Origin of the sequence: Limosilactobacillus alvi (assembly GCF_016900115.1) — a bacterium.
In the GTDB taxonomy this organism is placed as follows: domain Bacteria; phylum Bacillota; class Bacilli; order Lactobacillales; family Lactobacillaceae; genus Limosilactobacillus; species Limosilactobacillus alvi.
Window position 1 is genome coordinate 33,678 of the sequence record NZ_JACJJQ010000001.1, and the last position, 26,498, is coordinate 60,175.

The following is a 26,498-nucleotide window of genomic DNA, read 5'->3' on the forward strand; positions in this document are numbered from 1 at the left end:
ACCGCTGCTACCTTCATATTTTTGGTCTAATTCCGCAAAAAAACCACCTCGTACGGCACGAACGAGGTGGTTAATTGGGAAAGACTAATTAGCCGTTGCGACCACTGATTTGATTTATCGTATCTCTTAATTAACACATTTACTAGCTTAAATATTTTGCATGTTAAGGGGTAAATGCCCTACTTTAGATTATAGACACTCGACATTAGTCTTTAGGAATTTTAAATGGGTTGGTTTTTATGGGGTGAGTTTCGCTTGATTTACGCAAGCGATTCTTCTTGGCAACGGACTTTATTCTTTCCACAGTCTTATTATATGATAACTATTTAGCGGAAGGCAAATGAAAAGGCTTTTATTTTGCTTGCTTTCCCCAAATTTGCGCGATCAAGAATAGGATTGCGAAGAAAATCAACGAAATGATTAGCGATAACCGCGTCGCCTTAATAAAGAATAAAACGATAATAATTGCCACAAAAAAGGCAATGGTCAGCCAACTTGTGAAAGGAAAACCTGGCATCGCAAAGTTATTTCCTGCCGGTGCCTGCTTGCGGTATTTAATGTGGCAGAGCAGAATAATAATCCAAACAAAAATGAAATTAATTGTGGATACTCCAGAAATTACATTGAAGACGCCTTCCGGAATTATATAGTTTAAAATTACTACGATAAACAGAATTAAGGATGAAAAACGCATCGCATTTACTGGGACAGCTTGCCGGCTTAGCTTTTGGAAGGCCTTGGGACCATTTCCCCCTTGCGATAGGGAGTAAAGGGACCGACTAGTTGAAAAAATACAACTATTGGTGGCAGACATTGCAGCGGTTAAAACGACAAAATTTAGGATCCCGGCTGCACCGGTAATCCCAATCCCGGCAAAGACCTGAACAAAGGGACTGGACGTCATTTTAATATCATGCCATGGGTATACTGCCATAATCGCCAGCATCGAACCAACGTAAAAGAGCCCAATTCGCATTGGCAAGGTATTAATTGCCTTGGGAATATCTTCATTCGGATTAGCGGTTTCACCAGCTGTTAACCCCACCATTTCAATCCCAACAAAGGCGAAGGTTGCCATTTGAAAAGACATTAGAAAACCAACGGGGCCCTTAGGGAAGAAACCACCGTAGTTGACTAAGTTAGCCAAACTGGCCGGCCCACTGGAAGTCTTAGTGTGAAAAATTACCATTAACAACCCGACAACAATCAAGGCTAGGATAGCTATGACCTTAATCATCGAGAACCAACTTTCTAGTTCCCCAAACAGCCCCACATTAATCATGTTTACCAACATTAACAGCATCAGAATAATTAGTGGTCCGACCCATCGTGGTAAGCTTGGGAACCAGTACTGTAAGTAAATTCCAGTCGCTGTTAAATCGGCCATGGCTAGGGTTAACCAACAGGACCAATACGTCCAGCCAGCTACAAATTCCATCCGATCTCCCATGTATTCTTTAACCGAATCGATAAAGGAATGCTTACTTGGATCAGCAAGTAATAATTCCCCTAAGGCCCGCATCATAAAAAAACAAAAAATCCCAACGATTAGGTAAGTTAAAATTAACGACGGGCCGGCCGCATGGATAGCACTCCCGGAACCTAAGAACAATCCCGTTCCGATCGCCCCACCAATAGCAATCATCGTAATATGCCGACTCTTTAGTGAACGCGACAAATGCCGCTCCTGCTTTTCTTCCATAATTCTCTCCTCTCTAAATCAAACTAAAAACGTCCCTAGCTGTACTAGCTAGGGACGTTTATCAACGCGGTTCCACCCAAGTTTAAGGCCTAAAATTAGACCTCCTCTCGGTCGATATTGGAACCACCCAAATTCAATCTTTAATGCCATATTATGACCACCAGTTCTCAACTTCCCTGGCTCTCTGTTAGGTCATCAAGACGCGTGCACGCTTTTGTCTATGTGATTTCCATTATACGGACTTTCTCGCAATTGTCAAACAATTATTGGGATTATTCTCATTTTTATGGTTGGCCAAATTATTCGCAATTGGCGAAAATTAGCGGTTGACTTTCACTCTTCTGATGGTTAAATTAGAGTTAACTTAATTTAAGATGAGAATCCATTGATAAGAAGAGTAACAATGGCCGTCCCTTCCAGAGAGAAAACAGGTGGTGTGAGTTTTCGGGACTTAAGTTGTGAAGATGAGCTTATCGGAAGTAGTGGGGTTAATTAGCTACCACTACCGGTTGCACCCGATATCGTGCCGGGGATGTTTGTCCCTTGAGGCCCTTTTCGGGTAAATTTGGGTGGTACCACGAAGTCTTCGTCCCATTGGTTGTTCAAACCAGGGACGGAGGCTTTTTTGTTTGCAATATAGGAGGAATTTTTTATGACAGTTTATCCAACTAATGGTTTAGCTCGCTGGCATCAACTCTGGCCAGTCAAAACTGAGGCTAATTACCAAATTTTAATTGTTAACTTAATGCCTACCAAGCAAGTTACCGAACTACAATTTTTAAATCTTTTGGCACATACCAACCTTAATTGTCAGGTCACTTTTGCTTATCCAAGCAGCCATCATTTCAAAAACACTGATGCTTCCCTAATCAAACAAACTTATCAACCCTTATCTCAGATCTGGGGGCGCTCCTTTGATGCCTTGATTGTAACTGGGGCACCTGTTGAAAAGCTACCTTTTTTCGCCGTTGATTACTGGCATGAATTTTGCCACTTAGTCCAATGGAGTCAAACCCACTGTGAGCGGGTAATCTTTGAGTGCTGGGCTACCTTAGCCGCCTTATATGTCCAATATCGCATCCCCAAAACTACTTGTTCGCAAAAGCTATTCGGCATTTATCAAGGAGTGTGCGCTACATCGAATCCCCTCTTGCAAGGCCTTAAAGCCTTACCAATGCCTCAATCACGCCATAGCAAGCTCCTTTTACCAACAGTCTTACCAGCTGACCTGCACGTTATCGCCAGTCATCCCCAACTCGACGCCATGGTTCTTGCTAGTCACAATAACCACACTGTTTACATTACTGGTCATCCTGAATATTCCACAATGACTTTGGATCAAGAATATTGGCGTGATCAAGCCCAGCATCAGTCAATTTTACCCCCAACCAATTATTACCAACATCACCAAATCATTAATACTTGGCAAACAGCTAGCCAGACGCTATACCGCAACTGGCTCCAAATTTAGGGAGGAATTGCAATGAAAAAACATCTTGCTCTACTTGGCCTGGGAACAATCGGTCAAGCGGTTTTCAACGAACTCTTAGCCACCATTGCTCCTGACTGGCAATTAGACTGGGTTGTTGTTAAACATCTCAAACGTCACCTGGGGTTGCCTTTACCAACTACGACTCGCCTAACTACCGACTGGCACCGAGCAGTGAACGATCCCCAAGTCGACGTTGTAATCGAATTGATTGGCGGCACCACCGTTGCCAAAAAAATTGTGACCACGGCCCTCCAATTAGGAAAACAAGTTATTACGGCAAACAAAGATCTAATTGCGACCTCTGGTAATGAACTTAGTCGGCTAGCTCACGATAACGGCGGGGCTTTAGCCTATGAGGCAGCAGTTGCTGGCGGAATTCCAATCATTCGAACAATCCAAGAAAGCTTGGCTCCAGATCACATCACCGGGATCAGCGGCATCTTAAATGGAACTAGTAATTATATTCTCACCGCTATTCAGAATCAAGGCTTAACATACCAAGCTGCCCTCAAGCAAGCCCAAATTAATGGCTATGCCGAAGCAAACCCAACCAAAGACCTCAATGGCATCGATGCTAGCTATAAGTTAATTATTCTTGTTCGCTTAATTTTTCGCTCCCGACTCACACTTCAACAATTATCACCGCAAGGAATTGACCAACTTTCACCACGTATTTTTAACGTTGCCAACCATTTTCAGCGGCAAATTAAATTAGTTGCTCAGGCTCAAATGGTTAACGGAACCCTCTATGCTGGCGTCTATCCGCTCGCTTTGACGCCAACCCATCCCCTCGCCCAAGTAAACGGAGTTACCAACGCCATCACTGTCGATAGTGACCTCGTTGGGTCCTCAACTTACCTTGGACCCGGTGCTGGTGGACCCGCAACTGCCAATAGTGTCTTAGCTGATCTGCAAGCTTTTATTCGCAACGATTATCACCACAACAATCCTTGTTTACCAGCGGCTCATTTTGCCTCCCCATTAAACCAACCTCACGCTTACCTAATCGCTGGCAAAACAACCCCTGCCCAAATTACCCCACCAATTACCCCCCAAGCCCTAGCAACCTATCAAGCGAACGATCCTACCCTAGCGTGGGTCGTTGCTGAATCAGAAAGATTATAATTACTATTAATCAGTGAAAAGAGGTTGGGAAAAAAGCTCCTTGACGGCCTGGTTGGGATAAGAAGAACGAAGGTTGATTCATTAGAATCGGCCTTTCGTTCGCACTTATCCACTAAGGCCGTGCTTTGGAGCGAACCAGCCAACTGGTTTGGCGTTTGTGAGCCCATGCAAGGCTGAATCGGTTGGTGCGACCGTCAGGGAAGCAACTGCCATTCAGCTACTGCTTTGACCTTAGTTACTCAGTAACATTCGGAGATGAAAAAAGAGGCCGGAAAGAAACTCATGTTTCTTCCCGGTCTCTCTTCTTTTAAACGATAGTAATAATCAACGATATGGCAAGGCGCATGGTGCTGTTGGCGGATCATATTACCAACCGCAAAGTAGCCTAACTTCCGGGTAATTGGCTTGCCTCGTTTATTAATGTGATCTTTTATAGCGTCCTTTACTTATTTTTCGCTCAACGCTTGTTCCAAATCCGCGATCAAATCTTGGGGATCTTCTAAACCAACTGAGAGACGCAGAAGTTGCGGCGTAATCCCGAGACGGGCTCGTTGATTCTCGGCAACATCGGCATGGGTTTGGTAATAAGGAATCGTAATTAAGCTTTCTACTCCACCCAAACTTTCCGCAAAACTAATGACTTTCACGTGGTTTAAAAGATGTTCAACTTGAGCTTCACTTTGGAGATAAAAAGATACCATCCCCCCTTTTCCGGGATACAAAACCTTCGTTACTTGGGGAGCTTGTTTTAAGTACTCTACCACCGCTTGAGCGTTACTAGTATGCCGTTGCATCCGCACACTCAAAGTCTTCAAACTACGCAGTAATAACCAGGAATCAAAGGTACTCATCGTATCACCCGTCGTGAGGTAGTAATCATAATATTCTTTGGCGAGTTCATCATCTTTACAGACCAACACCCCACCAAGTAAATCGTTATGCCCGGAAAGATATTTCGTAGCTGAATGGACGACAATATCAGCGCCTAAAGTCAATGGCCGTTGATAAACTGGCGTTAAAAAGGTGTTATCGACCGCTACGAGGACCTGCGGATTTTTTGCATGAACTTGATTGGCAATCGTTTGAATATCTAATTGTTTCATCGTGGGATTCGATGGGGTTTCTAACCAAATCAAGCGGGTTTTGGCAGTAATTTGGGCTATTAGATCCGCTACTTTTTCTCCATTCCATTGTTTAAAATGAATTCCAGCATGGCTTTCCAGATAGCGGAAATAGCGGAAATCACCTCCGTAAAGGTCATCCAAAGAAATGACTTCCTCCCCCGTTTTTAAAATACTTAAAGCCAGTTGAATGGCTGCCATCCCGGAACTCAAAGCAAAAGCATGGGTTCCAGCTTCCAGTTGGGCTAAGGTCTTTTCCAACACGCGCCGGTTGGGGGTGGCTAGCCGGGAATAAGTGTAGCCAGTCGTAGCATCAAAGTTTCGGGCGGCTTGTAAACTTAGGTGCCGATAGTTTGACGATAAATACAGCGGAAAGGCAACGGCCCCATTGGGATCAGCGTGACTTCCCGCTTGGGCAGCTAAAGTATCAAAGGTAAGGTTTTCTTTTGGCATAATTATGCTCCCTTCTTGTTAGCTTTTGTAAAAGCTTGACTTAGATCAGTAATTAAATCCTTCGCATCTTCTATTCCGACGGCTAGCCGAATTAAACCGGGTTTAATCCCCGCAGCTAGCTGTTCAGTTGGTGACAACTCAGCGTGGCTCATTTTGCTTGGCAATTCAACTAAACTTTCGACAGCGCCTAAACTAACCGCCCGGGTGAACAGTCGCAAGTGGTTAACGAATTTAACCGGATCTTGACTCGCTGTAAGTTCAAAGGCGACCACAGCGCCAGCGCCTTTCGCTTCCGTTTGAAGGATGGCATAGCCAGGTTGGTCTGGCAACCCAGGATAATAAACCCGATCGACTTCCGTACGTGACTTTAAGAAACGCACTAATTGACAGGCATTGACTTGTTGCTGATTGATCCGGAGTTGCAGGGTTTTGATCCCGCGCGTCAGTTCATTAGCCCCCTCTGGTGATAAGATCGCCCCTAAAGCATTTTGAATGAAGTAAACTTGGTCCGCTAATTTAGGATCGTTAGCCACAACTACTCCAGCTGATAACTCCGAGTGACCTGCTAAGTATTTCGTGGCGGAATGAATGACAATGTCAGCCCCTAGCTTTAGTGGTTGCATCAACGCAGGGCTTAAGAAAGTATTATCAACCAACGTTAATAAATGATGAGCCTTAGCAAAGTCTGTCACTTGGCGGACCGAAATAACTTCAAGGAGGGGATTCGTAACCGGCTCAAAATAAATTGCCTTCGTATTTTTCTGAACTGCCTGTGCCAATTGATCAGGGTCGCGGAGATCAACACTAGTGAAGGTTAATCCCCACCGTTCAAAGAATTGATGAAATAGTCGGAAGGTCCCACCATAAATTTGATTACCAACAATTATATGGTCACCGGCCTTAAAAATTGCTAAAGCCGCGTGAATAGCGGCCATCCCCGAAGCAAAAGTAAAGGCCTGCCCACCACCTTCAAGAGTTGCAAGTTGCTTTTCGACGGCCAACCGCGTCGGGTTGCCAGAACGTGAATAGTCGTACTTTACGGGTGCCCCAATTGCTGAGAAAGCATAAGTTGTTGCTTTATACACTGGCGTTGCGACCGCTCCGGTTTGATTATCATTAACAGCTGGTCCATGAACTAAATTGGTTGTAAATTCTGCCATTTTGATCCCTCCTAAAATCCGGTACCAAAAAAAGCGCCCCCGAACAGTTACCTGTTCAGGGACGCTATGCGTGGTACCACCCATTTTCACTAACTAATTACCTAGTTAGCCTTATCAGCACCATTTAGATGCCTAGAACGATATCGGGTTCCACCGGGTTTTGAGCCCATTAACCAGACCCAACGACCACGCTCCGAGCTCATCTTCAGTTAATTACTTAATCCGCCTTCGCACCATCAGCGGTCACTGAGCTTAAGGCCTTAACTTACTCTTCTCATCATCACGTAAAATTAAAATTTGATTAGATTATAGTTAAGAAAGGGTGGATTGTCAAGGGAGAAAATGAGTTGGTGAGAAAGGCCGATGCTAGTGAATTAATCTGCATTTAAACATTCAGCACCTTATCCAAGAAACTCTTGGTGTCTTCATGTTGTGGATGATCAAAAATTTCATCTGGTTTTCCTTGTTCTCGGATAACCCCATCGTGGAAGAAGACTACCCGGTCGGCCACCCGCTTGGCAAAGCCCATTTCGTGGGTTACAACGACCATTGTCATCCCTTGCTTAGCTAAAGTTTGCATAACTTCCAAGACATCCCCAACCATTTCCGGATCTAGGGCACTTGTAGGCTCGTCAAAGAGCATTACGTCCGGCTTCATGGCCAAGGCCCGGGCGATTGCCACCCGTTGCTTTTGCCCCCCAGATAAGGTGGTTGGGTTTACATCAGCTTTTTCCTTTAAGCCAACAATATCTAAGTAATGTAAAGCCGCTTTGCGCGCTTCGTCCTTAGTCATTTTCTTGAGTTGAACCGGCGCCAACATAATATTTTCGGCCACCGACATATTCGGGAAAAGGTTAAAATGTTGGAACACCATCCCAATGTTTTGCCGCACCAAGTCGATATTTGTTTTCTTATCAGCAATATCATAGCCGTCAATATAGACATGACCACTATTGGTTTCTTCCAAGCGATTTAAACACCGCAAGAAGGTACTCTTTCCACTCCCAGATGGCCCAATCATGCAGACCACTTCGTTTGGTTTGACGTTTAAGTTAATTCCCTTTAGGACTTCATTATCACCGTAGCTCTTGTGGAGGTCCTTAACTTGAATTTTGTATTGCTTATCCATTTGCTAGGCCACCTTTCTTTGCACGTAGTTGGATAACCAGGTTAAGAGGGTAATGATGACAATGTAGATTACCCCAATAATTAACCACATCTTGAATCCTTCTAGGTTCCGGGAAATGATCACCGTCCCGGTTTGGGTCAATTCCATCACCCCAATGGCGGAAAGAATTGAAGTATCCTTTAAGGTAATGATGAATTGGTTAACCAAAGATGGCACCATGATCTTGATTCCTTGTGGCATGATGACCTTAACTAAGGCCTTGGAGTATGGGAGCCCCAGCGAACGAGCGGCTTCCCATTGGCCACGATCAACAGCGTCAAAGCCACCCTTAACGATCGCCCCAACGTAGGCCCCTTCATCAAGCATTAGGGTAATTACCCCAGCCGTAAAGAGGGGAATCTTGTGACCGATCAAACCTGGCATCCCAATGTAAATGAAGAAGGCCAAAACGATCATTGGCATCCCCCGGAAAATGTAGATCAAAGTTGAAGAAATCCCGGTCAAAACTTTGTTTTCGGCAATTCCCATTACCCCAAGTACAATCCCGAAGACAAGGGCTAAAAAGGCTCCCACGATCGTTAACTTCAAGGTTTCAACTAACCCAGCGGACAAAGCACCGGCGTTGTTCTTAATCAAAGCAGGAATCGTCCGCTGACTAGCCGAGTCAGCCTTGGAAGCTGAACCCTTCGTGTACTTATCCAACAGTTTTTGCATCCGGCCCGTCTTTTGCATCCAAGTAATCCCATCGTTTAACTTGTGAAGGAGTTCTTGATTTTGGCCCTTCTTGATCCCCATAGCTACTGGTTGGGAGTTAACTGCCTTGGTAACAACCCTTAACTTCATCCCGTTTCGGATTCCGTAACGCAGTACTGGTTCATCATCAAAGGTGGCAGCAGAGTTCCCGTTGGCCACATCAGACCACATCGTATTATCGGTCTTGTAGTACTTAATCTTAAAGCCATACTTGTTAGCAATCGACTTAGCATAAATGGCACCACTGGTCCCAGACTTAACGGCGACGGTCTTACCCTTTAATTGCTTTAACGACTTAATGTTACTATTACTTGCGACGGCCATGACAACCCCAGAATCATAGTAAGACTTAGTAAAATCAATCGTAGCTTTCCGTTCGTTAGTAACACTCATCCCACCCATGGAAGCATCAATTTGACCTGCTTGTAAGGCAGTTAAGGTTGCGTCAAAACTCATAACCTTTAAGCGGTACTTAAAACCTTCATGCTTGGCAATTTGCTGAAGCATTTCAATTTCAATTCCTGGGTTTTTACCATTGTATGTACCCCGGTTGTTTGGAATTTCAAATGGTTCAAAACTATCAACGGTCCCAATTGTATATGTGGGTTCGCTCGCAGCGTGGATCGGTTCCTGCCGACCCATCACCAATCCAAAGCCGACTAGAACCGCCAAACTCATTAGCAATTTAATTAGCCAATGTTTTCTCATTGCACGCCACTCCCTTACTTAACTTTTTTAACTTTTATAATTGGTTAATACTCTAACACGATGATTTGACTTTCGACACAATCATAAGACGATTGCGTAAATTAAAAAGTTGTAATCAATTTCTAATCATGTTTTCTAAATTAAGTTAGGAGAAAAAGTTAATTTAATTAAGCTTAAATTTTAAAGCTTGAATTCATCATTTTAGCAAAATTAGCACCGCACAGATCTGGGATCCGGCGTAATTTGACGTAGCTTGCGCAGATTTTTAGATCTGTTGGGTGCAAAAAACAATATTTAATAATGATCGCCATTCCCGCTGGAAACTCCTTCTTTTTCTCTTGACACCCCGCCCCAAACATTGTTTAATGAGCTTAACTATTTTTCGTCGAAGTAGTTAGCTAGTTCCCTGACAAAGAGAGGTAACGGCGCTGGAAGTTACCGCACAGCTAGTTAACGAATTACAGCGAAAAGCTAAAATTGAATCGGGTTAAAATGAGGTACGTTAAGTACAAAGTTGGGTGGTACCACGGTTAAGATCGTCCCATGGCTAAATGTCATGGGACGATTTTTTATTAACCCGAAAGCCAAAATCAACGGAGGATCTGAATATGAATATCGTCGATGAATTAAAATGGCGCGGCGCCTTAAACCAAGTAACGGATGAAGCAGGACTCAAAAAGTTAACTAGTGAAAAAAAGATTAGCCTTTATTGCGGAACGGACCCAACGGGTGATAGTCTCCACATTGGGCACTTAATTCCCTTTATGATGCTCAAGCGGTTCCAATTAGCTGGTCACCATCCCGTCATCATCATTGGTGGCGGAACTGGGGCCATCGGTGACCCATCCGGCCGGAAGACGGAACGGACCCTGCAAACCGAATCCCAATTGGAACACAACAAGCAGGCTTTAACCGCCCAAATGGTTAAGCTCTTTGGCACCGAAAACTTTACCATTGTTGATAACTACGACTGGTTAAGTCAATTCTCAATGATTGACTTCTTACGGGACTTTGGGAAGCTCTTTAACATCAACACGATGCTAAACAAAGAAGTGGTGGCTAGTCGGTTAGCTTCCGGAATTTCCTTTACTGAATTCACCTACCAAATCCTCCAAGCCGTTGACTTCTTGCACCTCTACAAGCACAACGACGTCCAACTTCAAATTGGGGGTTCGGACCAATGGGGTAACATCACTTCCGGAATTGACCTGATCCACAAGACGGAAGGGGCTGACGCTGAAGTTTACGGTTTAACAATCCCATTGATGCTTAAGGCTGACGGCACCAAGTTTGGCAAGACCGCTGGGGGTGCCGTTTGGTTAGACGAAAAGAAGACCTCCCCTTACGAGTTCTACCAATTCTGGTTGAACCAAGATGACCGGGACGTTATCAAATACTTGAAGTACTTTACTTTCTTAAATCAAGACGAAATTAACGCCTTAGCTGAAAAAGTAAAGACCGAACCTTGGAAGCGGGAAGCACAAAAACGGTTAGCTGCCGAAGTTACCACCTTCGTTCACGGGGAAGCTGCCACGGAACAAGCCATCAAGATTTCCCAACTCCTCTTCTCGGGGAACGTCCAAGACTTGAGCGTTGATGAAGTGGAACAAGCCTTTGCAGGTACTCCCTCCGTTGCAGTTAGTGCGGAACCAAAGAACATCATCGACTGGTTAGTTGATACCAAGATTGAACCATCCAAGCGCCAAGCTCGCGAAGACGTAAAGAACGGGGCCATCCGGGTTAACGGCGAAAAGGTTACTGACGAAGCAGCCACTATTAACCCTGCTGATCACTTTGATGGCAAATACGTCATCATCCGGCGGGGGAAGAAGAACTACACCCTAGCCAAGGTCGACTAAAGGCTTGCATTTCCAAGCTAAAAAGTTATAATCAAAATTAATTGCACCGTGTTAGAGTAGGTCGCCAACCTAACAGAGATGGGTTCTTGTGCTGAAAAGCCCGCCTGGTAGACCGAAGTGGACCACGGCGAAAGTTGAATCACCCCGCATAAAGTGGCGAAGTATTTCGCAAAGTAGGTGGCACCGCGGTCCAATCGTCCTACGCTCAGTCGAGCGCGGGGCGATTTTTGTTTACTTAGAAAGGAAGATTATTATGACAGCAAAGAAAATTGTTTTAACCGGGGATCGGCCCACCGGAAAGCTTCATATTGGCCACTACGTTGGTTCTTTAAAAGAACGGGTTAAGATGCAAAACAGTGGCAAATACCGGCCTTTCATCATGATTGCCGACCAACAAGCGTTAACTGATAACGCTCGTGATCCTGAAAAGGTTCAAAACAGCCTCTTACAAGTGGCCTTGGACTACTTAGCCGTTGGTTTGGATCCTAAGAAGTCAACGATCTACGTTCAATCCCAAATTCCGGCCCTTTCCGAATTAAACATGTACTACCTAAACTTAGTTACAGTTTCCCGGTTGGAACGGAACCCCACGGTTAAGAGTGAAATCCAACAAAAAAACTTTAATCACTCCATTCCCGCTGGTTTTTTAACCTACCCAGTTAGCCAAGCAGCTGATATCACGGCTTTCAAGGCGGAACTTGTTCCCGTTGGTGACGACCAAGAACCAATGCTTGAACAAACCCGGGAAATTGTCCGGACCTTTAACAACATCTACGGGGATGTCTTAGTTGAACCGCAAGGGGTTTTCCCACCAAAGGGCCAGGGCCGGATTCCTGGGCTGGATGGGAACGCCAAAATGAGTAAGTCTTTGGGCAACGCCATCTATCTCGCTGATGATGAAGCCACTTTGAAAAAGAAGGTCATGTCAATGTACACCGACCCGAACCACATCCACATTGAAGATCCTGGTCAAGTCGAAGGTAACGTTGTTTTCACCTACTTAGACATCTTTGATCCGGACAAGGCAAAGGTTCAAGCATTAAAGGACCAATACCGTCACGGTGGCTTAGGTGACGTGAAGATCAAGCGTTACTTGCTGGAAGTCTTAAATAACGAACTTGCCCCAATTCGCCAACGCCGGGAAGAATTTGCCAAGGACCCTGCCGCTGTTTACGCCATGTTAAAAGCTGGCAGTGACGCTGCTAACGCGGTTGCCGCTAAGACCCTCGATGAGGTTAAGGACGCAATGGGAATTAATTATTTTAAGTAAACATACGATACTAGCCAGGTTCATGGCGGTCAGCTTATCTCAAGGATCGCTTTTGAAGCGGAACTGGAGGAGCTTTTTCTCCATCCTCTACCAAATGACTGCATAATCTTAAAGCAAAAACCACCCATCTAATCATCTCCGACTAGATGGGTGGTTTTCTGTTAGGAGCTAGAGGTTGGGAAAAAAGCTCCTTGACGGCCTGGTTGGGATAAGAAGAACGAAGGTTGATTCATTAGAATCGGCCTTTCGTTCGCACTTATCCGCTAAGGCCGTGCTTTTTGACCTTAGTTACTGAGTAACCTTCGGAGATGCAAGAGAGCCTGGGAAGAAATACGAGTTTCTTCCCAGGCTCGACTTCATTTACTTTTCTAAAATAATATCGTTAGCCTTAACTTCTTTCCCGAAATATGGCTTCAATTCTTGGTTAAAGTCCTTTTCAAAGAACCCGTTCTTGTTCAATTTAGTGATTTCTTTGTTTGTCCAGTTTAAAAGCGACTTGTTTCCCTTCTTAACGGCTGGTGAAATGGATTGTTGGGCTCCAAGATGCTTAATACTTACCGTGTAAGATGGATTGTTCTTAACCCAAGCATAAAGGTAAGAATTGTCATCGGCTAAAGCTTGCGCCCGGCCGTGCTTCAAAGCGTTAAATTGTTGAGTCTTGGAATCAAACTTCAATTGGGTAACGCCAGTTTGGTGTTGTGTGAAGTAGTTTTCGGCCGTCGTCCCCTTGTTAATGATTAACTTCTTCCCCTTCAATTGACTTAATTTAGTAATTGGGTGACTCTTCTTGGAAACGACCCCCACTGAAACCTTCATGTATGGCTTAGCGAAGTCAACGATTTGCTTCCGTTCCTTAGTAACCGTGAAGTTAGCAAGGACCAAGTCGGCCTTGTTAGAGTTTAAAGTGTCCACACGGTTGTTAGCGTTAACCTGAACAAACTTGACCTTAACCCCAAGGTCCTTCCCGATTTGACGGGCTAAGTAAACGTCGTAACCAACCCGCTTACCGTCTTGGTTCACCCAACCATATGGCTTGAGGTCACCAAAAACAGCAATCCGAATTACACCCCGCTTCTTAATGGCAGCAACCGAAGATTGATTGGCCGCCGCTTGGGCATGGGTTTGGTTGGCGGCTAAGCCTGCCCAAAGACCAGATAAAGCAAGGACTAGGCTCGCAACAACTAAGATAATTCGCTTAAGGTATTTCATGATTTTTCCTCCTCAGATAATGAGTGTTTTAATTGTAAATTATTTACTTTATGGAATATGCAACTTGTTTGAGGTAACATTCTGCACAATCCGGCTTTGCTAGGGTTGACGCTCTAGATAAGTACATGATCTCAAATCCAGTTAAAGTTGACTTTAGCGAGTATTTTATTCTTATCATCGCCTCAACTTGGCAAAACAGTTTTCTTAATAATCCATACTTGCCAAGAACTCTTTGGCCCGGTCGGTTTGGGGGTTGGTGAAGAATTGCTTGGCAGAAGTGGTTTCACGGAGACGGCCATCTTCAAGGAACAGGACCTGATCGGCAACCTTAGCGGCAAAGGTCAACTCGTGGGTCACAATGATCATTGTCATGTGGTCCTTTTTGGCTAGTTCTTGCATAATGTTTAAGACTCCCCGAACCATTTCGGGGTCAAGCGAGGCGGTAACTTCATCAAATAACATCAACTTGGGATGCATAACCAGTGCCCGGATAATTGCGATTCGTTGCTTTTGTCCCCCAGAAAGTTGCCGCGGATAGGCATCAGCTTGATCCGCTAATTCAAACCGTTCCAGTAACTTTTGGGCTTCTGCCTTCACTTCGCCTTCATCTCGTTTTTGAACCTTGGTTGGTCCTAAGAGAATGTTGCCCATCACCGTTAAGTTCGGGAACAAATCATAACTCTGAAAAACCATCCCAATTTCTTGGCGTAGCTTTTGCCAGCTTACCTTATCGGGAGTCACCTTTTTTCCTTCAAAAGTGATCGTCCCCTTTTGATAAGGTTCCAAACCATTTAGGGTTCGAATCAAGGTACTCTTTCCGGAACCCGAAGGCCCAACTAAAGCAATTACCTCTCCTTCGTGAATCGAAAAGTTAATATTATGCAGAGCCTGCCAGTCACCATAATACTTGTCTAAATGATCAACCCGCATTAATTCAGTTGCCATTACTTAACCTCCTTACTATTCTTTCGCAACCGTCGTTCCCACCAGGATAAAGGATAATCGACGATAAAATAGAGGATAAAAATTAACCCGTAAACCCAGAAAACCGTGGTTGGATGTTCGTTGTTATTCGCTTCGATGATTTGTTGGCCAATATTGATCACATCCATTACGCTAATCAACATCAATAAAGAAGTGGTTTTAATCACCCGGGTTGCCAAGTTAATCGTTCCGGGCAAAGCCAATTGAAAGGCTTGTGGAAGAGAAACGTACCAGAATAATTGACGATCATTTAGCCCCAAAGCTTCCCCCGCTTCAATTTGGTGTTTTGGAACTGACTCCAAAGCGCCGCGCACAATATCAGAGTACTCGGCAGCTACCCAGAGCGTGAAAGCTAGCACCGCCATCCAGGTTCCGGGCCAGTTTACATTAAATTGTCGTGGCAAAATATAGTAAACCAAAAACAATAACACAACGGTTGGAACAATCCGGAAGAATTCAAGATATAAGCGAAAGATCAGTTTCACTAAACGGTTCGACCGGGTCCGTAAAAAGCCAAAAAGGATTCCTAAAATTCCGCCAAAGAGGATCGACAAAGCGGCGATCCAAACTGAGGTCCATAAACCGCCCATTAGCCGGGCAAAATTATGTCCCGCAAAGAGGACGTTAATTCCCGAATGCGCCATGGCGAACCCTCCTTTCAAGCCAATCTAAAAACAGAATTACTGGAATTAAAATTACGGCATAGGCTAAAACTAAAACTAACAAATACTCGTTGCTCCGATAGTACAAGCCAATTAAGTCCAGGGCCGTATTCGTCAATTCTGGAATCGCCACCACGGAGAAGATTGAAGTTTCTTTGATCAAGAAGATCACGTTAGCAGCAAAGGCCGGTACGCTCAAGGCTAACCCTTGCGGGAAAACCACGTACCGAGCAAGCTGCCAATCGCTCATCCCCAGGGCCTTACCACTTTCAATCTGAGTTTTGCTTACCCCCTCAAAGCCCCCGGTAAAGCCATCAGCCATGTAGGCCCCACCTAAAAAGGTTAGGCCTACAATCCCACAGGCTGTAGCTGACATTTTCCAGCCTAATACCGGAAAGGCATAGTAAAGAAAGAATAATTGCAACAACAACGGCGTATTCCGCGCCACTTCTGCATAAACTGTTAGGACCTGCCGCAAAACCGGAACCCGGAAATACTCAGCTAAGCTAACGATTAACCCAACCAGGGCTGCTAAGGCAATCCCAACTGCTGACATCCAGATCGTTACCCACAACGCCTTTTCAAACGTCGGTAAGCTCTGGACAATCACTGACCAACTCAAAAGCTTCTCCTCCTCTCAAAGAAAAAAAACACCCGCTATCCCCAACGGAACAGCGAGTGCTTTCAAATCATCGGTTTTAACCTAATGATCCCTTCGGAACGCTGAAATTTGAGGATGCCCAAATAACCGGTTGTTTGAACAACAACACGGCATCGTCATCATTTGCATTTGGGAATCCCAAACCATTTCGTTTCCTCCTGTTTTTCATTGATCTTTAATTTAAGTTTAATCCTAGTCGTTTGATCGACAAATGTCAACCACCTGAGCTTACTTTTTATGAGAAACCACTAATTATTGAAAAGCTCCTGGCCAAACTGTTTCAGCAACTTCCCTTACCAGACGGACCTTGGCCCATTCTTGGTCTTCAGTTAACAAGTTTCCTTCTTCCGTAGAAGCAAACCCACATTGCGGACTCAAAGCAAGATTGGTCAACGGCACGTGAGTACTTGCTTCTTTTAAGCGCGCCTTTAACTTAGCTGGCTTTTCAAGCGCCCCATCCTTGGAAGTAATTAAGCCAAGGACCAAGGTAATGTTCGACCGTTGGTTCCAAATCGTCGCCAAGGGAGAAAAGTCCCCGGACCGGTCATTGTCGTATTCCAAGAAGAAACCATCATAATTAAGTTGCCCAAGGTACTTCGCTACTGGTCCATAGCCACCGGCAAATAAGAAGGTTGAGCGGAAGTTTCCCCGGCAAATGTGGGTCGTGACCGTTAAATCTTCTGGTAAACCAGCCAAAGCACCATTGATTACCGTTACCGCGTCTTCACATAAAGCAACATATTTGGCGTGTTCCTCCGGTTGCTCCTTCGTATCATTGAGCTTAGCAATCAAGAATGCCCAGGTCGTATCATCAATTTGAAGGTACCGACAACCCAAATCATAGAAGTGTTGAATGGTTTGGTGGTAGGCCTTAGCAAGATCAGTTAAGTAATCTGCCCGGGTATCATAAAACTTTGGCCAGTTATCAGAGCGATGGTCACGGAAAAGCATCGTCGGTGATGGAATCGTTTGTTTAGCTACCACCCCATGCTCTTGAGCCAGACCGTGTAAGAACTTAAAGGCGGCAAAGAAAGGATGGTCTGGATTATAAGCTACCTTCCCTGCTAATTCCGCATTATCAGTCCGCGTCTTCTTGCCATGAAACTTGTATGATTCATGCCCATCATACTTAGCAACTCCGTTAAGGCCCCAAAGAAAGTCTAAATGCCACCAGCTCCGGCGAAATTCACCATCGGTAACGGCTTGGAGCCCGTTATCAACTTCTTTTTGAACCAAGTCCGTAATTAAGCGATCTTCAACTGCCGTTAAAGCATCCCGGTCTAATTCACCAGCAAAATACTTTTGCCGCGCTACTTTTAATTCTTGTGGCCGCAAAAAACTCCCTACAATATCGTTCTTAAATGGTGCTGTCATCCTAATCATCCTTTCTAACACTAAAAAAGAGCCCCTTGAACCAACCGGCTCAAGGGGCTCCGATAATCTCGGTGCGGTACCACCCTAGTACTTATCACTCAAACAGAACTAAGCATTCTGTGGGTAGTTAACGGGCCCAACCGCAATTGGCTAATTATTCGCCAATCGATCCGCTCCTAGACCATCTTCACTTTTTAACTAATCGTGGTTCCCATCATTTCCACTTCGCTGGAGATTAGCGCCAAAAGTTACTCATCTTTTCTTAGCGTTCTTTAATTTTTGACTTGTAGCAAGTATAACACTTTTGCTTCTAAGTGCAAATATTCTTCCTGGATTTAAATTTATTTCCACCTAAAAGTATTGATTTATCAGCCTTTCTTAAAACAAATAAAATAAAATTCACTTTTAAGGTTGACGATTAGAGAAAAATTAACTAAGATTAGAGCCAACTTAAATCATTCGAACACAATGAGAAAGAAGAGTAAGTTTATTTCACCAGCAGCGAACCCCGATTGGTGCGAGGGGGTAGGAACGATTTAAACTGAAAATCACTTTCGAGTCCGAGCCAGCCAAGGTTCGGTGGTGGCACCCATTACCGTGCACGCGTATCGTCAGTTTGCTGACCGTACGTAGTAAGGTGGCAGTAGTGATATTGCCATAGTAACGGGTGGTACCGCGCTGAGGCGTCCCGCAGTTAGTTCAAGCTAATTGCGGGACGCCTTTTTTCATTGGGTTCGAAGATAGGAGGAATACATATGCAATCATTATCTTCACGAAAACTTACTTGGCGTGAATATTTCGTTGTCGCTTCGTTGCTTTTTGGTCTTTTCTTTGGGGCTGGGAACTTGATTTTTCCACTTCACCTTGGTCAATTAGCCGGTGGGCATTGGGGTCCAGCCGCTTTAGGATTTCTGGTAACTGGGGTCTTATTGCCGCTACTTTCCGTCATGGCAATCGCGGTTACCCGTTCCGAAGGGGTCTTTGATGTTGGGCGCCCACTAGGAGTTGGCTTTGCCTTAACCTTTATGGTTTTGATTCACGCAACGATCGGTCCTCTTTTTGGGACCCCACGGACAGCGACTGTTTCCTTCACGGTTGGGGTCGCCCCATTTGTGCCCGCCCACTACCAAAAATTAGCCTTGTTAGTCTTCTCCGTTGTCTTCTTTGGGTTAGCCTTCGCTTTTTCTTACCACGAAAATAGCATTCTTGCTAACGTTGGGAAGGTTTTGAATCCCATGTTCTTAGCACTGTTATTCTTGATGTTTTTGGTTGCTTTCTTAATGCCAATGGGCAATCCAATGCATGCAACATCAACGGCTGCTTATACTCACGGTGCAGTTGTTAATGGCTTCTTGGAAGGTTACAACACAATGGATGCCCTCGCCGGTTTAGCCTTCGGGGTAACGGTAGTTTCCGCTGTTCGGCAAATGGGCCAAAAGAAGAGTACTGATGTTTCAAAAGTTGTTGCTAAGGCCGGCTTATTAGCCATGACCGGAGTAGGATTAATCTACCTTCTCTTAATTGTCGCTGGGGCCATGTCCCTTGGTCACTTTAAGCTTTCGGCTGACGGTGGGGTTGCCTTTACTCAAATTGTTCACTACTATGGTGGTGCCTTCGGTCAAGTAGTCCTTGCTGTCTTAATCACGGTTACTTGTTTAACTACCGCCGTGGGATTAGTTGCGGCCTTTGCCCAAGACTTCCACAAGCACTTTCCCAAAGTTTCTTACCACACTTGGTTAGCCTTGACGACCTTGGCATCCTTTGGAACCGCTAACTTTGGGTTGGAACAAATCATCGCCTGGTCCACGCCGATGTTAATGTTCCTCTACCCCTTAGCCATGGTCTTGATCCTCTTATCCGTTTTCTCAAACTTCTTTAACCGGGACAGTCGCATCTACTTCTTTGTCGTTCTCTTCACCGTTGTCCCCGCCCTTGGTGACATGGTCGTTTCCTTCCCGAAAGTGGTTTCCGCTAGTGCTTTTGGTCAAAGCGTCGCTAGTTTGCGGGCAATGCTACCACTATCAGCTCTTGGCCTATCTTGGTTAGTTCCCGCTCTCGTTGGTTTAGTTCTTGGTTTAGCTGTTCACTTTGTTAAGCCTCAACCACAGGTCGCTTTACAACCAGCCCGGGTTGACGATGAGGATTAACTTTTCTGAATAAATGTAAAACACAAGAGGGGCTGGGAAGAAACGCACGTTTCTTCCCAGCCCCTCTCTTTTCATCTCCGAATATTAGTCAGCAACTAAGGTCAAAGCAGTAACCAAGTGGGCCCTACCCGCCTTGCAGTCGGCTACTACTTATTACACGATATGTGGACAAACGATCTGCACTCAAAGTTGTGTTAGCTACGTTTCAACCTTTATTTAAATTAGTGGTCTTGATAGTTTCTTCCTAAATCATTTTCTACTTTGTCATTTCCGCTTTCAATTTAAGTATCCGGCGCTTAATTTCATCCCGAACCTGACGAAAAACCACTAAGCATTCAGCCGTCGTTCCTTGCGCTTGAGCTGGATCAGGTAAAGCCCAATGGAGGTGTTGGGCTCCAGTTGGTAAGGTTGGACAATGATCCCGGGCATCCCCACAAAGCGTCACCACCAAGGTAATATCTTTAAGATAAGCTGGATCAATTGCTTTCGCATATTGCTGACTAATGTCCACCCCATCTTCTTGCATAACCTTAACTGCTAAAAGATTGAGTTGGTCTGGCTGGGTCCCCGCACTCCGGACTTCAAATTCATTTCCCGGGAAATACTTTTTCGCATACCCTTCAGCGATTTGGCTCCGGCATGAATTTCCCGTACAGAGAAAGTAAAGTTTTTTCATGTCTTGCTCCTAGTTTCCATGATTGGATGCAAAAAGCCACTAAGTAAAGTTACTTACCTAGCGGTTAATTAACTATCACCATTAGAAATCAACTTCATCGGGATCCTTGCATTGCCCACCAAGATCCTTCAAAGCTGAAATTTCAGCCATTTCAGCATCAGACAATTCAAAATCAAAGACGTCCATGTTTTCCTTTATCCGATTAACGTGGACGGACTTTGGTAATGGCAAAACGCCTTGTTGGATTACCCAACGGAGACTAACTTGAGCCGTGGTTTTTCCATGGGCGGCCGCAATCTTTTCCATTGTTGGATTAGTCAAAACAGTGGCCCCTTGGCCCCCAAGCGGTCCCCAAGCTTCAACTTGGATATTCATCGCTTGAATCTTCTTAATTTCTTCGCTATGTGACCAACCTGGGTGAACTTCAATTTGGTCAACCATTGGCTTAATCTTGGCCGTCTTCATCAATTCAGCAACGTGGTGCGGCATGAAATTACTCAACCCGATCGCCCGAATCTTGCCGGCTTCGTAAAGTTCTTCCATTGCCCGCCAAGTTTCAGCGTTAATCCTAGAGGCTTCCGGGCCAAATTGCTTTTCGTTCGCTGGCCAGTGAATCAAGTAAAGGTCGAGGTAATCCAAGCCTAGACGATCCAAACTCTTTTGGAAAGCTTCCTTCGTCGATTCGTAACCACGATCCGTATTCCAAAGTTTACTCGTAATAAAGAGGTTCTTCCGGTCAACACCAGACGCCTTAATCCCTTGGCCAACCCCTTCTTCATTATGGTAAATCATTGCCGTATCAATGTGGCGGAAACCGGCCTGAATGGCGTCTTTTACCGCTTGAGCGGTTACCGCTGGGTCTGTCCGGAAAGTTCCGTAACCAACACACGGAATTTCAACCCCGTTATTAAGCTTTAATGGTGAATTTACGTTTTCTAAAGTCATAACTATTTTCCTTTCTAAATTACTGCCAATCTAAGGCTAATCCTTGATGCTTTAGAAGCCCAGCTAACTTATCGCGCTCAATGGTCTGCTTGGTTAACTTACTGCCCGTAATCTGCTTAGTAAAGGAATCAATCCGCCGATTAGCATTGCGTAAATCATAGTAAGTTTGAACGATTTTATCATAATCAGCCAAACTACGAACATCAAAGTCCCTTGGATATTCATTTTCAAAGGCAATTTGGTTAATTGGTAGCCGCGGTTTTAATTGGGGTTCTTGGTTTGGCACTCCAACTTGCAGGCCTAAGATTGGGAAGGTTAATGCTGGTAAATTAAGCACCTTTACTAATTGCTCTGGATCATCGTTAACCGATCCCAAAATTACGGCGCCAAGGCCCATACTTTCAGCAGCTGTTACCGTGTTTTGCAAAGCCAAGACCGTATCTTCAACCCCCTGCATAAAAACATCAAAGGTGTGAAGACGCCCATCATCAAAGCCCAGTTGTTGACGGATTTGTTGATTCCGGTGCAAGTCAACAATATATACGAACAGGTCCCCGTTTGCGCCAATATATTGTTGACCCGAAATCGCCCGGATTGCCGCTCGCTTGGCCAGATCCGTAACGTGCAAAATACTAAATTGTTGTAGAAACATACTCGTCGAAGTATGACTTGCTGCCGTATATAAGGTTTCTAGTTGTTCTGGTGACAAGGTTTGGTCTTTAAAAGACCGAATCGTGCGGTGGTTAGCAATTAAATCTGTGGTTGTAGTATGAATCATTGTTAAAACCTCCACTTACTTTTTGTCATTCACTAACATTAAACTACCGATTAAAGATCAACGTCAACTATTTTTGTAAAACAAAAACAGGAACCGACATTCGTCGAATTCCTGTAATTAATAGCCATTATAAATATTTAGTAGTAAGGTCTGAATGCTTTGATTTTGCGATCATAAAGTAGGAAACTGCCGCAATTGCCCAAGCCCAAACAATGTGGCCGAAGAATTCGGAGAAATGTTCTGCGAATGGTTCGTTCCACGGAGCTGGGGTAGTTCCGAAGGCTGGCATAATAATGATGTGCCAAGCAACCCAAATAATAATCCCATAAAGGGCTCCTTGCCAAGCCGCAATCCACTTAGTTTTTTCGAATTGGGCCAAGTAGATGAATAACCAAGCAAAGAAAATTGAGAAGCTAAAGTGCAAAATTAAAGCAACCCAGAACACCTTTTGATCCGTATTATAGTACACGTAGGTGTGAGTAAACTTAGCGGAAGCTCCTAATTGTTGTAACATATGTTGCGGCGGATTCGTAGCGTCCCGTGCTAACGTCCGGGGTGGGAGAATCTTTTCCCACCCAATCTTAACCATTCCGGAAATCATTCCGGCAATAATTCCAACCCATACGGATTGCCAAAATTGGCGTCCCTTAGAAATCTTTTCTGACATAATGAATAATTCCTTCCTCTCTTGTGATTAAACTCACGATTGATTAGTATAGGGATTCACTTACTTTATGTCAACCCTTTGTCATAAAATGATTTGACATTGCTTACCGGTTTGGTCAGGTTTGAGGTCGGTTCCTTATCTGAAGCACCAATTTCAAATCAAAAACGAGGTTGGCCCTTTATCACCAACCCCGTTTTTTCAATTTATTAGTTAATTTAATTTAAACTTATTTAGTAATTACTTCACTAACCCTTTAACTGGCATGACTAGCATGCTCATTAATGCTAGCTAAACCAGACATTTCGTTCATCGTAGGCATCCCTGGTACCTCAGTATTAATCGTCACCCCAAGAAGATAGCTTGTTGCTGCAGCCGTTGGTAAATCCGCGTTCTTAGCTAAGCTTACTTGCCAATCTGCCGTACTCTTTGTAGAAACTTGGCTTGCTTTTACAAAATCAAGGTTTTCATTTTCTAAGTGGAAGTTACTAATCATGTGGGCCATGTTGGTCGAATGAATGGTTACGTTTACCGCAGTTTCATCAGTTTTAATGTCAGCTGAACCGCTAAACATGCAACTCAATTCTGAAGGTTTATTAGTTTTTTGACCTTGATCGCCAGACTTTAAAAAACTAACTTGCGCTACCGCACTCTGAGCAGTCGTCACTTTATTTCGATCCCTCGTTACCATATTTTGTTTATCGGTAGATTGGTTAATGGCGGTAGTTTTTGTTGTGCCAGCATGAATCGACGGCTGATTAGCAACAAAGCCCGTAGTAGCAGCCAATCCAGTAACCGAAACCGTCAAAATGCCGCCTTCTTAAATTTTTTCTTATACATAGTTCATCCTCTGCATAGTAACTAAAAATTTAAAGATTATAAAATTTTAAATTGTGATGATTATGTCATCTTTCGATTAAAAGCGCAGTCTAACTATTGAAAGATTAGGATTATTACCTATAAATGCGAAATTTTATTGAAATAAAGTAAGCGAACGATTAAACTTAAGATAATCTTATCCTTTAAAGTCTAAGGAGGCGTTTTCAGTGAAGTCCGGGGTCAAAATTGCCTATCGAGTGATTACATCAGTGTCACTTTTGGGCTTACTTGGATCATACGGAGTAACCGCCGTCAATCTAATCCCTTTAGTAGCAGTCAAAGCTGATGATTCGACTGCCGTTTCAACAACGGCAAATTTTCTAAAGCAGGGGACCAATGACCGTTCCGATGCGGCAAATTTTTTTGATTCAACTGCCACACTTAAAAACAATAATGGCCAATATCAATTAGTTTTGACAATGCCAAGGGGCGCCAACTTCGTTCAAAAGCTGCAAATTGAAGGCGGGCAAGCGGCCCAGATCCAAAAGCAAGCCAATAATCAGGCTACTGTTACCTTTGATCTTCCGAATACTAGTGGAAAGTATACGGTTGATATGAACCTTAATATCATGGGAAATACCATGAATGAAAAGGCTGACTTAAAAGTTGATATGAGCAAGCTTACACAAGTCAGCTCCAGTAGTAGCACTAGCTCAAATTCCACTTCGACCTCCTCAACTAGTTCCGCAGCCACCAGCTCCTCCTCACAATCCACTAAAAATTCGAACAGTTCGCAAACTGGAACTTCCCAAGCAACTAGTACGACCTTTACTAAGCCGCTCGCTGTCTTAAACAAAGATAACCCTGCTAAGACTTCCGAAGCCGCTGGATTCTTTGACAAACAAGTTACGGTTAAACCGGTTGGCGATAATTACCAACTAACCTTCCACCTGATTTCTGGTTTTCAATACTTTAATGCCGATCAAGGAGTTTCAATTGACGGGCACGTAATTTCACCAACTAACCGCCATGACGATGCCGCTAACTACACTGTTACCTTAACCAAGGCTCAATACGAAAAAGGGGGCATTCTCGCAACCTTTAAGTTAGCAATCTTAGGTAACCAGGATGAATCCGCCTACCTAGTCTGGGATCAAGCCGCCTTCAAAGGTGAAAATTCAACTTCAACCTCCCCAACAGTTGTTACTAACCAAAATAACGGCAACGTTATCGATCCAAACAAACAAGTCCAAGACATTGGTTATGCTGTTTACAAGGAAGACCAGGGTGGCCTTTCAGATGCCAATGCTTTCTATACACATACCGCTCACGTTGTTAAAACCGGATCCAGTGGCTTTGATGTTACGATGACCATCCAAGCTGCCCACGGAGCAGCAACTTTCTCCCCGGTTTCAATGGCCGCTGGTCCCATCACTAGTAAAAGCCATCACCTAAGCGGGGGTAAGGATATCTGGACTTATACCTTCCACATTAGTAACGCCAGCGCCTTAAACCAACGGACGGCTGGTCAAATCTTAGTTGGCGTGCCCATTTTAAATATGCCCGCTCAAAATTATCAAGTTTGGTTTGACTTCCATGGTGCTAAAAGTGGTGGTAACGTTTCTGGCTACGGTACTGGTAATGGTACTGCAGCCCTTGGTGGTGGTGCTAACGGCGCAATTAGCGGAAATACTGGTGGCGATATCACCAGTAATATTACCAGCACTCCTGGAGCGGTCAACGCGGCTGCAATTACACCATTTGACCTCAAAGCTGCCCAAAAGTTGCTTGCTCGTTATGCCGTTCCCCACGGGATTAAGCATCGCGTCCAAGCATCGCTGATCGATTACCCAATCATCTCTACCATGATCTTATTTATGCTTGTTGGTTTAGGAATCATTGGTGGAACGATGATTTGGAACTACCGCTTTACGAAGAAAACGAAGGGACATTACTACGATGAATAAAACCAAGTCATTCTGGTATCGGTGGTTGTTAGTAGCGGTTTTTACCATCCTCGGTCTGTTTACCGCTACTTCAGCTAACGCCGCTAACGTTAATTACCAGGCCTTAAAATACGGAACGAACGAAACTTCAATGGCTAGTAGCTACTACGTTCGGCCGGCACAAGTAACGGTTTCTGGAAACCAATACGTGGTGACCATGACCATCCACACGGCCGCAAACCTTGGTCAATGGCCCGTTACTGTCAATAGCATTAATGGTCAAGCACCCCAAAACGTTTCGAAAACCCAAGGTGATGGTGGATACAACTATACTTACTCCTTTACCGCTAAATCACTTAACGGAGTAATTTCAAGTGCCATCTACGTTTCGATCCCCAATGTCTATACTGCCAACCACAACATTAGTTTCAAGTTTGATACTAGCCAACTCCCAGCCCTAAACGGGAAGAGTGCTAAAGTTGGGAGTACTCAAACCAGTAGCGCGGGAACTAGTAGTCAAGCTGCAAGTGTTGCGGGGGCAAATGATCCCCAATTACAACAAAAGCTTAAAAAATTAAACGCCCAAGCAAAGTCCCAATCCCAAGCTGCTAGTAAAAAGGAAAGTCGTCTTGCTAAAAAGACCTTAGAGCAAAATGTTCAAGCCCAAGCAGCTAACGACCGGAACCAAAAGTTGTTCTACTATGTATTAATTGGCGGTTGTCTTGGTTTGGTCATTATCATTGCGGCTGCTACCTACTTTGTCGTTAACGCAAAGAAGAAGCTCCCTCGGCATTAATAACCAAAATTCACCGCTGATTGGTTCGTTTGAATTATCAGCGGTGTTACTTTATCACCTTTTTT

Annotated in this window: 22 protein-coding genes, 1 pseudogene and 1 other annotated feature; of the genes and pseudogenes, 7 read left to right on the plus strand and 16 right to left on the minus strand. The window is 44.4% G+C overall.

The window, feature by feature from the left end:
• Nucleotides 1–352 precede the first annotated feature (352 nt).
• Nucleotides 353–1,702: an amino acid permease gene (locus tag H5993_RS00175; protein WP_204775752.1), complete on the minus strand. Its 1,350-nt coding sequence runs from the start codon at nucleotides 1,700–1,702 to the stop codon at nucleotides 353–355.
• Between the two features lie 376 nt (nucleotides 1,703–2,078).
• Nucleotides 2,079–2,299 (plus strand) — a binding site (T-box leader).
• Nucleotides 2,300–2,354: 55 nt separating this feature from the next.
• Here H5993_RS00175 and H5993_RS00180 point away from each other — a divergent pair.
• Together H5993_RS00180 and H5993_RS00185 are read left to right on the plus strand one after the other, a co-directional pair.
• Nucleotides 2,355–3,173: a homoserine O-acetyltransferase/O-succinyltransferase family protein gene (locus H5993_RS00180; RefSeq protein WP_204775753.1), complete on the plus strand. Its 819-nt coding sequence runs from the start codon at nucleotides 2,355–2,357 to the stop codon at nucleotides 3,171–3,173.
• A 12-nt stretch (nucleotides 3,174–3,185) separates the two neighbouring features.
• Nucleotides 3,186–4,319: a homoserine dehydrogenase gene (locus H5993_RS00185; protein ID WP_204775754.1), complete on the plus strand. Its 1,134-nt coding sequence runs from the start codon at nucleotides 3,186–3,188 to the stop codon at nucleotides 4,317–4,319.
• Between the two features lie 293 nt (nucleotides 4,320–4,612).
• On the opposite strand, the pseudogene H5993_RS09430 reads toward H5993_RS00185, so the two are convergent.
• From H5993_RS09430 to H5993_RS00205, 5 genes and pseudogenes are all read right to left on the minus strand, one after another.
• A pseudogene (locus H5993_RS09430) lies at nucleotides 4,613–4,750 on the minus strand (IS110 family transposase); the annotation flags it as partial.
• A 15-nt stretch (nucleotides 4,751–4,765) separates the two neighbouring features.
• Nucleotides 4,766–5,893 carry a trans-sulfuration enzyme family protein gene (locus H5993_RS00190; RefSeq protein ID WP_204775755.1) on the minus strand — a complete coding sequence of 376 codons (1,128 nt, stop codon included), beginning with the start codon at nucleotides 5,891–5,893 and terminating at the stop codon, nucleotides 4,766–4,768.
• Nucleotides 5,894–5,895: 2 nt separating this feature from the next.
• A complete protein-coding gene (locus H5993_RS00195; RefSeq protein ID WP_204775756.1) occupies nucleotides 5,896–7,053 on the minus strand; it encodes a trans-sulfuration enzyme family protein in 1,158 nt (385 codons plus the stop codon).
• 385 nt (nucleotides 7,054–7,438) lie between these two features.
• Nucleotides 7,439–8,182, minus strand: a complete 744-nt coding sequence (locus H5993_RS00200) for an amino acid ABC transporter ATP-binding protein (RefSeq protein ID WP_180870873.1) — start codon at nucleotides 8,180–8,182, stop codon at nucleotides 7,439–7,441.
• Nucleotides 8,183–8,185: 3 nt separating this feature from the next.
• Nucleotides 8,186–9,643, minus strand: coding sequence for an ABC transporter substrate-binding protein/permease (locus tag H5993_RS00205; RefSeq protein WP_204775757.1), 1,458 nt, complete (start codon nucleotides 9,641–9,643; stop codon nucleotides 8,186–8,188).
• A 608-nt stretch (nucleotides 9,644–10,251) separates the two neighbouring features.
• Here H5993_RS00205 and tyrS point away from each other — a divergent pair.
• Nucleotides 10,252–11,502: a tyrosine--tRNA ligase gene (gene tyrS, locus H5993_RS00210; RefSeq protein ID WP_204775758.1), complete on the plus strand. Its 1,251-nt coding sequence runs from the start codon at nucleotides 10,252–10,254 to the stop codon at nucleotides 11,500–11,502.
• A 253-nt stretch (nucleotides 11,503–11,755) separates the two neighbouring features.
• The gene (gene trpS / locus H5993_RS00215) at nucleotides 11,756–12,772 is read left to right on the plus strand and encodes a tryptophan--tRNA ligase (RefSeq protein ID WP_204775759.1); all 1,017 of its coding nucleotides are present in this window, start codon (nucleotides 11,756–11,758) and stop codon (nucleotides 12,770–12,772) included.
• A 360-nt stretch (nucleotides 12,773–13,132) separates the two neighbouring features.
• Here trpS and H5993_RS00220 read toward each other — a convergent pair whose 3' ends face one another.
• The 5 genes from H5993_RS00220 to H5993_RS00240 form a co-directional block, all read right to left on the minus strand.
• Nucleotides 13,133–13,981 (minus strand): transporter substrate-binding domain-containing protein, encoded by an 849-nt coding sequence (locus tag H5993_RS00220; protein WP_180870879.1) that lies wholly within the window; start codon nucleotides 13,979–13,981, stop codon nucleotides 13,133–13,135.
• Nucleotides 13,982–14,185: 204 nt separating this feature from the next.
• The gene (locus H5993_RS00225; protein WP_204775760.1) at nucleotides 14,186–14,926 is read right to left on the minus strand and encodes an amino acid ABC transporter ATP-binding protein; all 741 of its coding nucleotides are present in this window, start codon (nucleotides 14,924–14,926) and stop codon (nucleotides 14,186–14,188) included.
• The gene (locus tag H5993_RS00230) at nucleotides 14,926–15,609 is read right to left on the minus strand and encodes an amino acid ABC transporter permease (protein WP_204775761.1); all 684 of its coding nucleotides are present in this window, start codon (nucleotides 15,607–15,609) and stop codon (nucleotides 14,926–14,928) included. The genes H5993_RS00225 and H5993_RS00230 overlap by 1 nt, the downstream gene beginning before the upstream one ends.
• Nucleotides 15,590–16,249, minus strand: coding sequence for an amino acid ABC transporter permease (locus tag H5993_RS00235; protein ID WP_180870885.1), 660 nt, complete (start codon nucleotides 16,247–16,249; stop codon nucleotides 15,590–15,592). Before H5993_RS00235 ends, H5993_RS00230 begins: the two co-directional genes overlap by 20 nt.
• A gap of 291 nt (nucleotides 16,250–16,540) precedes the next feature.
• Nucleotides 16,541–17,662, minus strand: a complete 1,122-nt coding sequence (locus tag H5993_RS00240) for a vitamin B12 independent methionine synthase (RefSeq protein WP_204775762.1) — start codon at nucleotides 17,660–17,662, stop codon at nucleotides 16,541–16,543.
• 755 nt (nucleotides 17,663–18,417) lie between these two features.
• Between H5993_RS00240 and brnQ the strand changes: the two genes are divergently transcribed.
• Entirely contained in the window at nucleotides 18,418–19,809 is a 1,392-nt protein-coding gene (brnQ, locus tag H5993_RS00245) for a branched-chain amino acid transport system II carrier protein (RefSeq protein WP_204775763.1), read from the plus strand.
• Nucleotides 19,810–20,065: 256 nt separating this feature from the next.
• Here brnQ and arsC read toward each other — a convergent pair whose 3' ends face one another.
• The 5 genes from arsC to H5993_RS00270 form a co-directional block, all read right to left on the minus strand.
• Nucleotides 20,066–20,485: an arsenate reductase (thioredoxin) gene (gene arsC / locus H5993_RS00250; RefSeq protein WP_204775764.1), complete on the minus strand. Its 420-nt coding sequence runs from the start codon at nucleotides 20,483–20,485 to the stop codon at nucleotides 20,066–20,068.
• Between the two features lie 81 nt (nucleotides 20,486–20,566).
• On the minus strand, nucleotides 20,567–21,430 hold the full coding sequence (locus H5993_RS00255; protein WP_204775765.1) for an aldo/keto reductase: 864 nt from the start codon (nucleotides 21,428–21,430) through the stop codon (nucleotides 20,567–20,569).
• 19 nt (nucleotides 21,431–21,449) lie between these two features.
• Complete coding sequence (locus H5993_RS00260) at nucleotides 21,450–22,208, minus strand: NADPH-dependent oxidoreductase (RefSeq protein ID WP_204775766.1); 759 nt, start codon at nucleotides 22,206–22,208, stop codon at nucleotides 21,450–21,452.
• Between the two features lie 127 nt (nucleotides 22,209–22,335).
• Nucleotides 22,336–22,875: a YagU family protein gene (locus H5993_RS00265; protein ID WP_204775767.1), complete on the minus strand. Its 540-nt coding sequence runs from the start codon at nucleotides 22,873–22,875 to the stop codon at nucleotides 22,336–22,338.
• Between the two features lie 253 nt (nucleotides 22,876–23,128).
• A complete protein-coding gene (locus H5993_RS00270; RefSeq protein ID WP_204775768.1) occupies nucleotides 23,129–23,680 on the minus strand; it encodes a hypothetical protein in 552 nt (183 codons plus the stop codon).
• Between the two features lie 238 nt (nucleotides 23,681–23,918).
• On the opposite strand from H5993_RS00270, the gene H5993_RS00275 reads away from it, so the two are divergent.
• Together H5993_RS00275 and H5993_RS00280 are read left to right on the plus strand one after the other, a co-directional pair.
• Nucleotides 23,919–25,658, plus strand: a complete 1,740-nt coding sequence (locus H5993_RS00275; protein WP_204775769.1) for an NEAT domain-containing protein — start codon at nucleotides 23,919–23,921, stop codon at nucleotides 25,656–25,658.
• On the plus strand, nucleotides 25,651–26,433 hold the full coding sequence (locus H5993_RS00280; RefSeq protein WP_180870902.1) for an NEAT domain-containing protein: 783 nt from the start codon (nucleotides 25,651–25,653) through the stop codon (nucleotides 26,431–26,433). The genes H5993_RS00275 and H5993_RS00280 overlap by 8 nt, the downstream gene beginning before the upstream one ends.
• Nucleotides 26,434–26,498 lie beyond the last annotated feature (65 nt).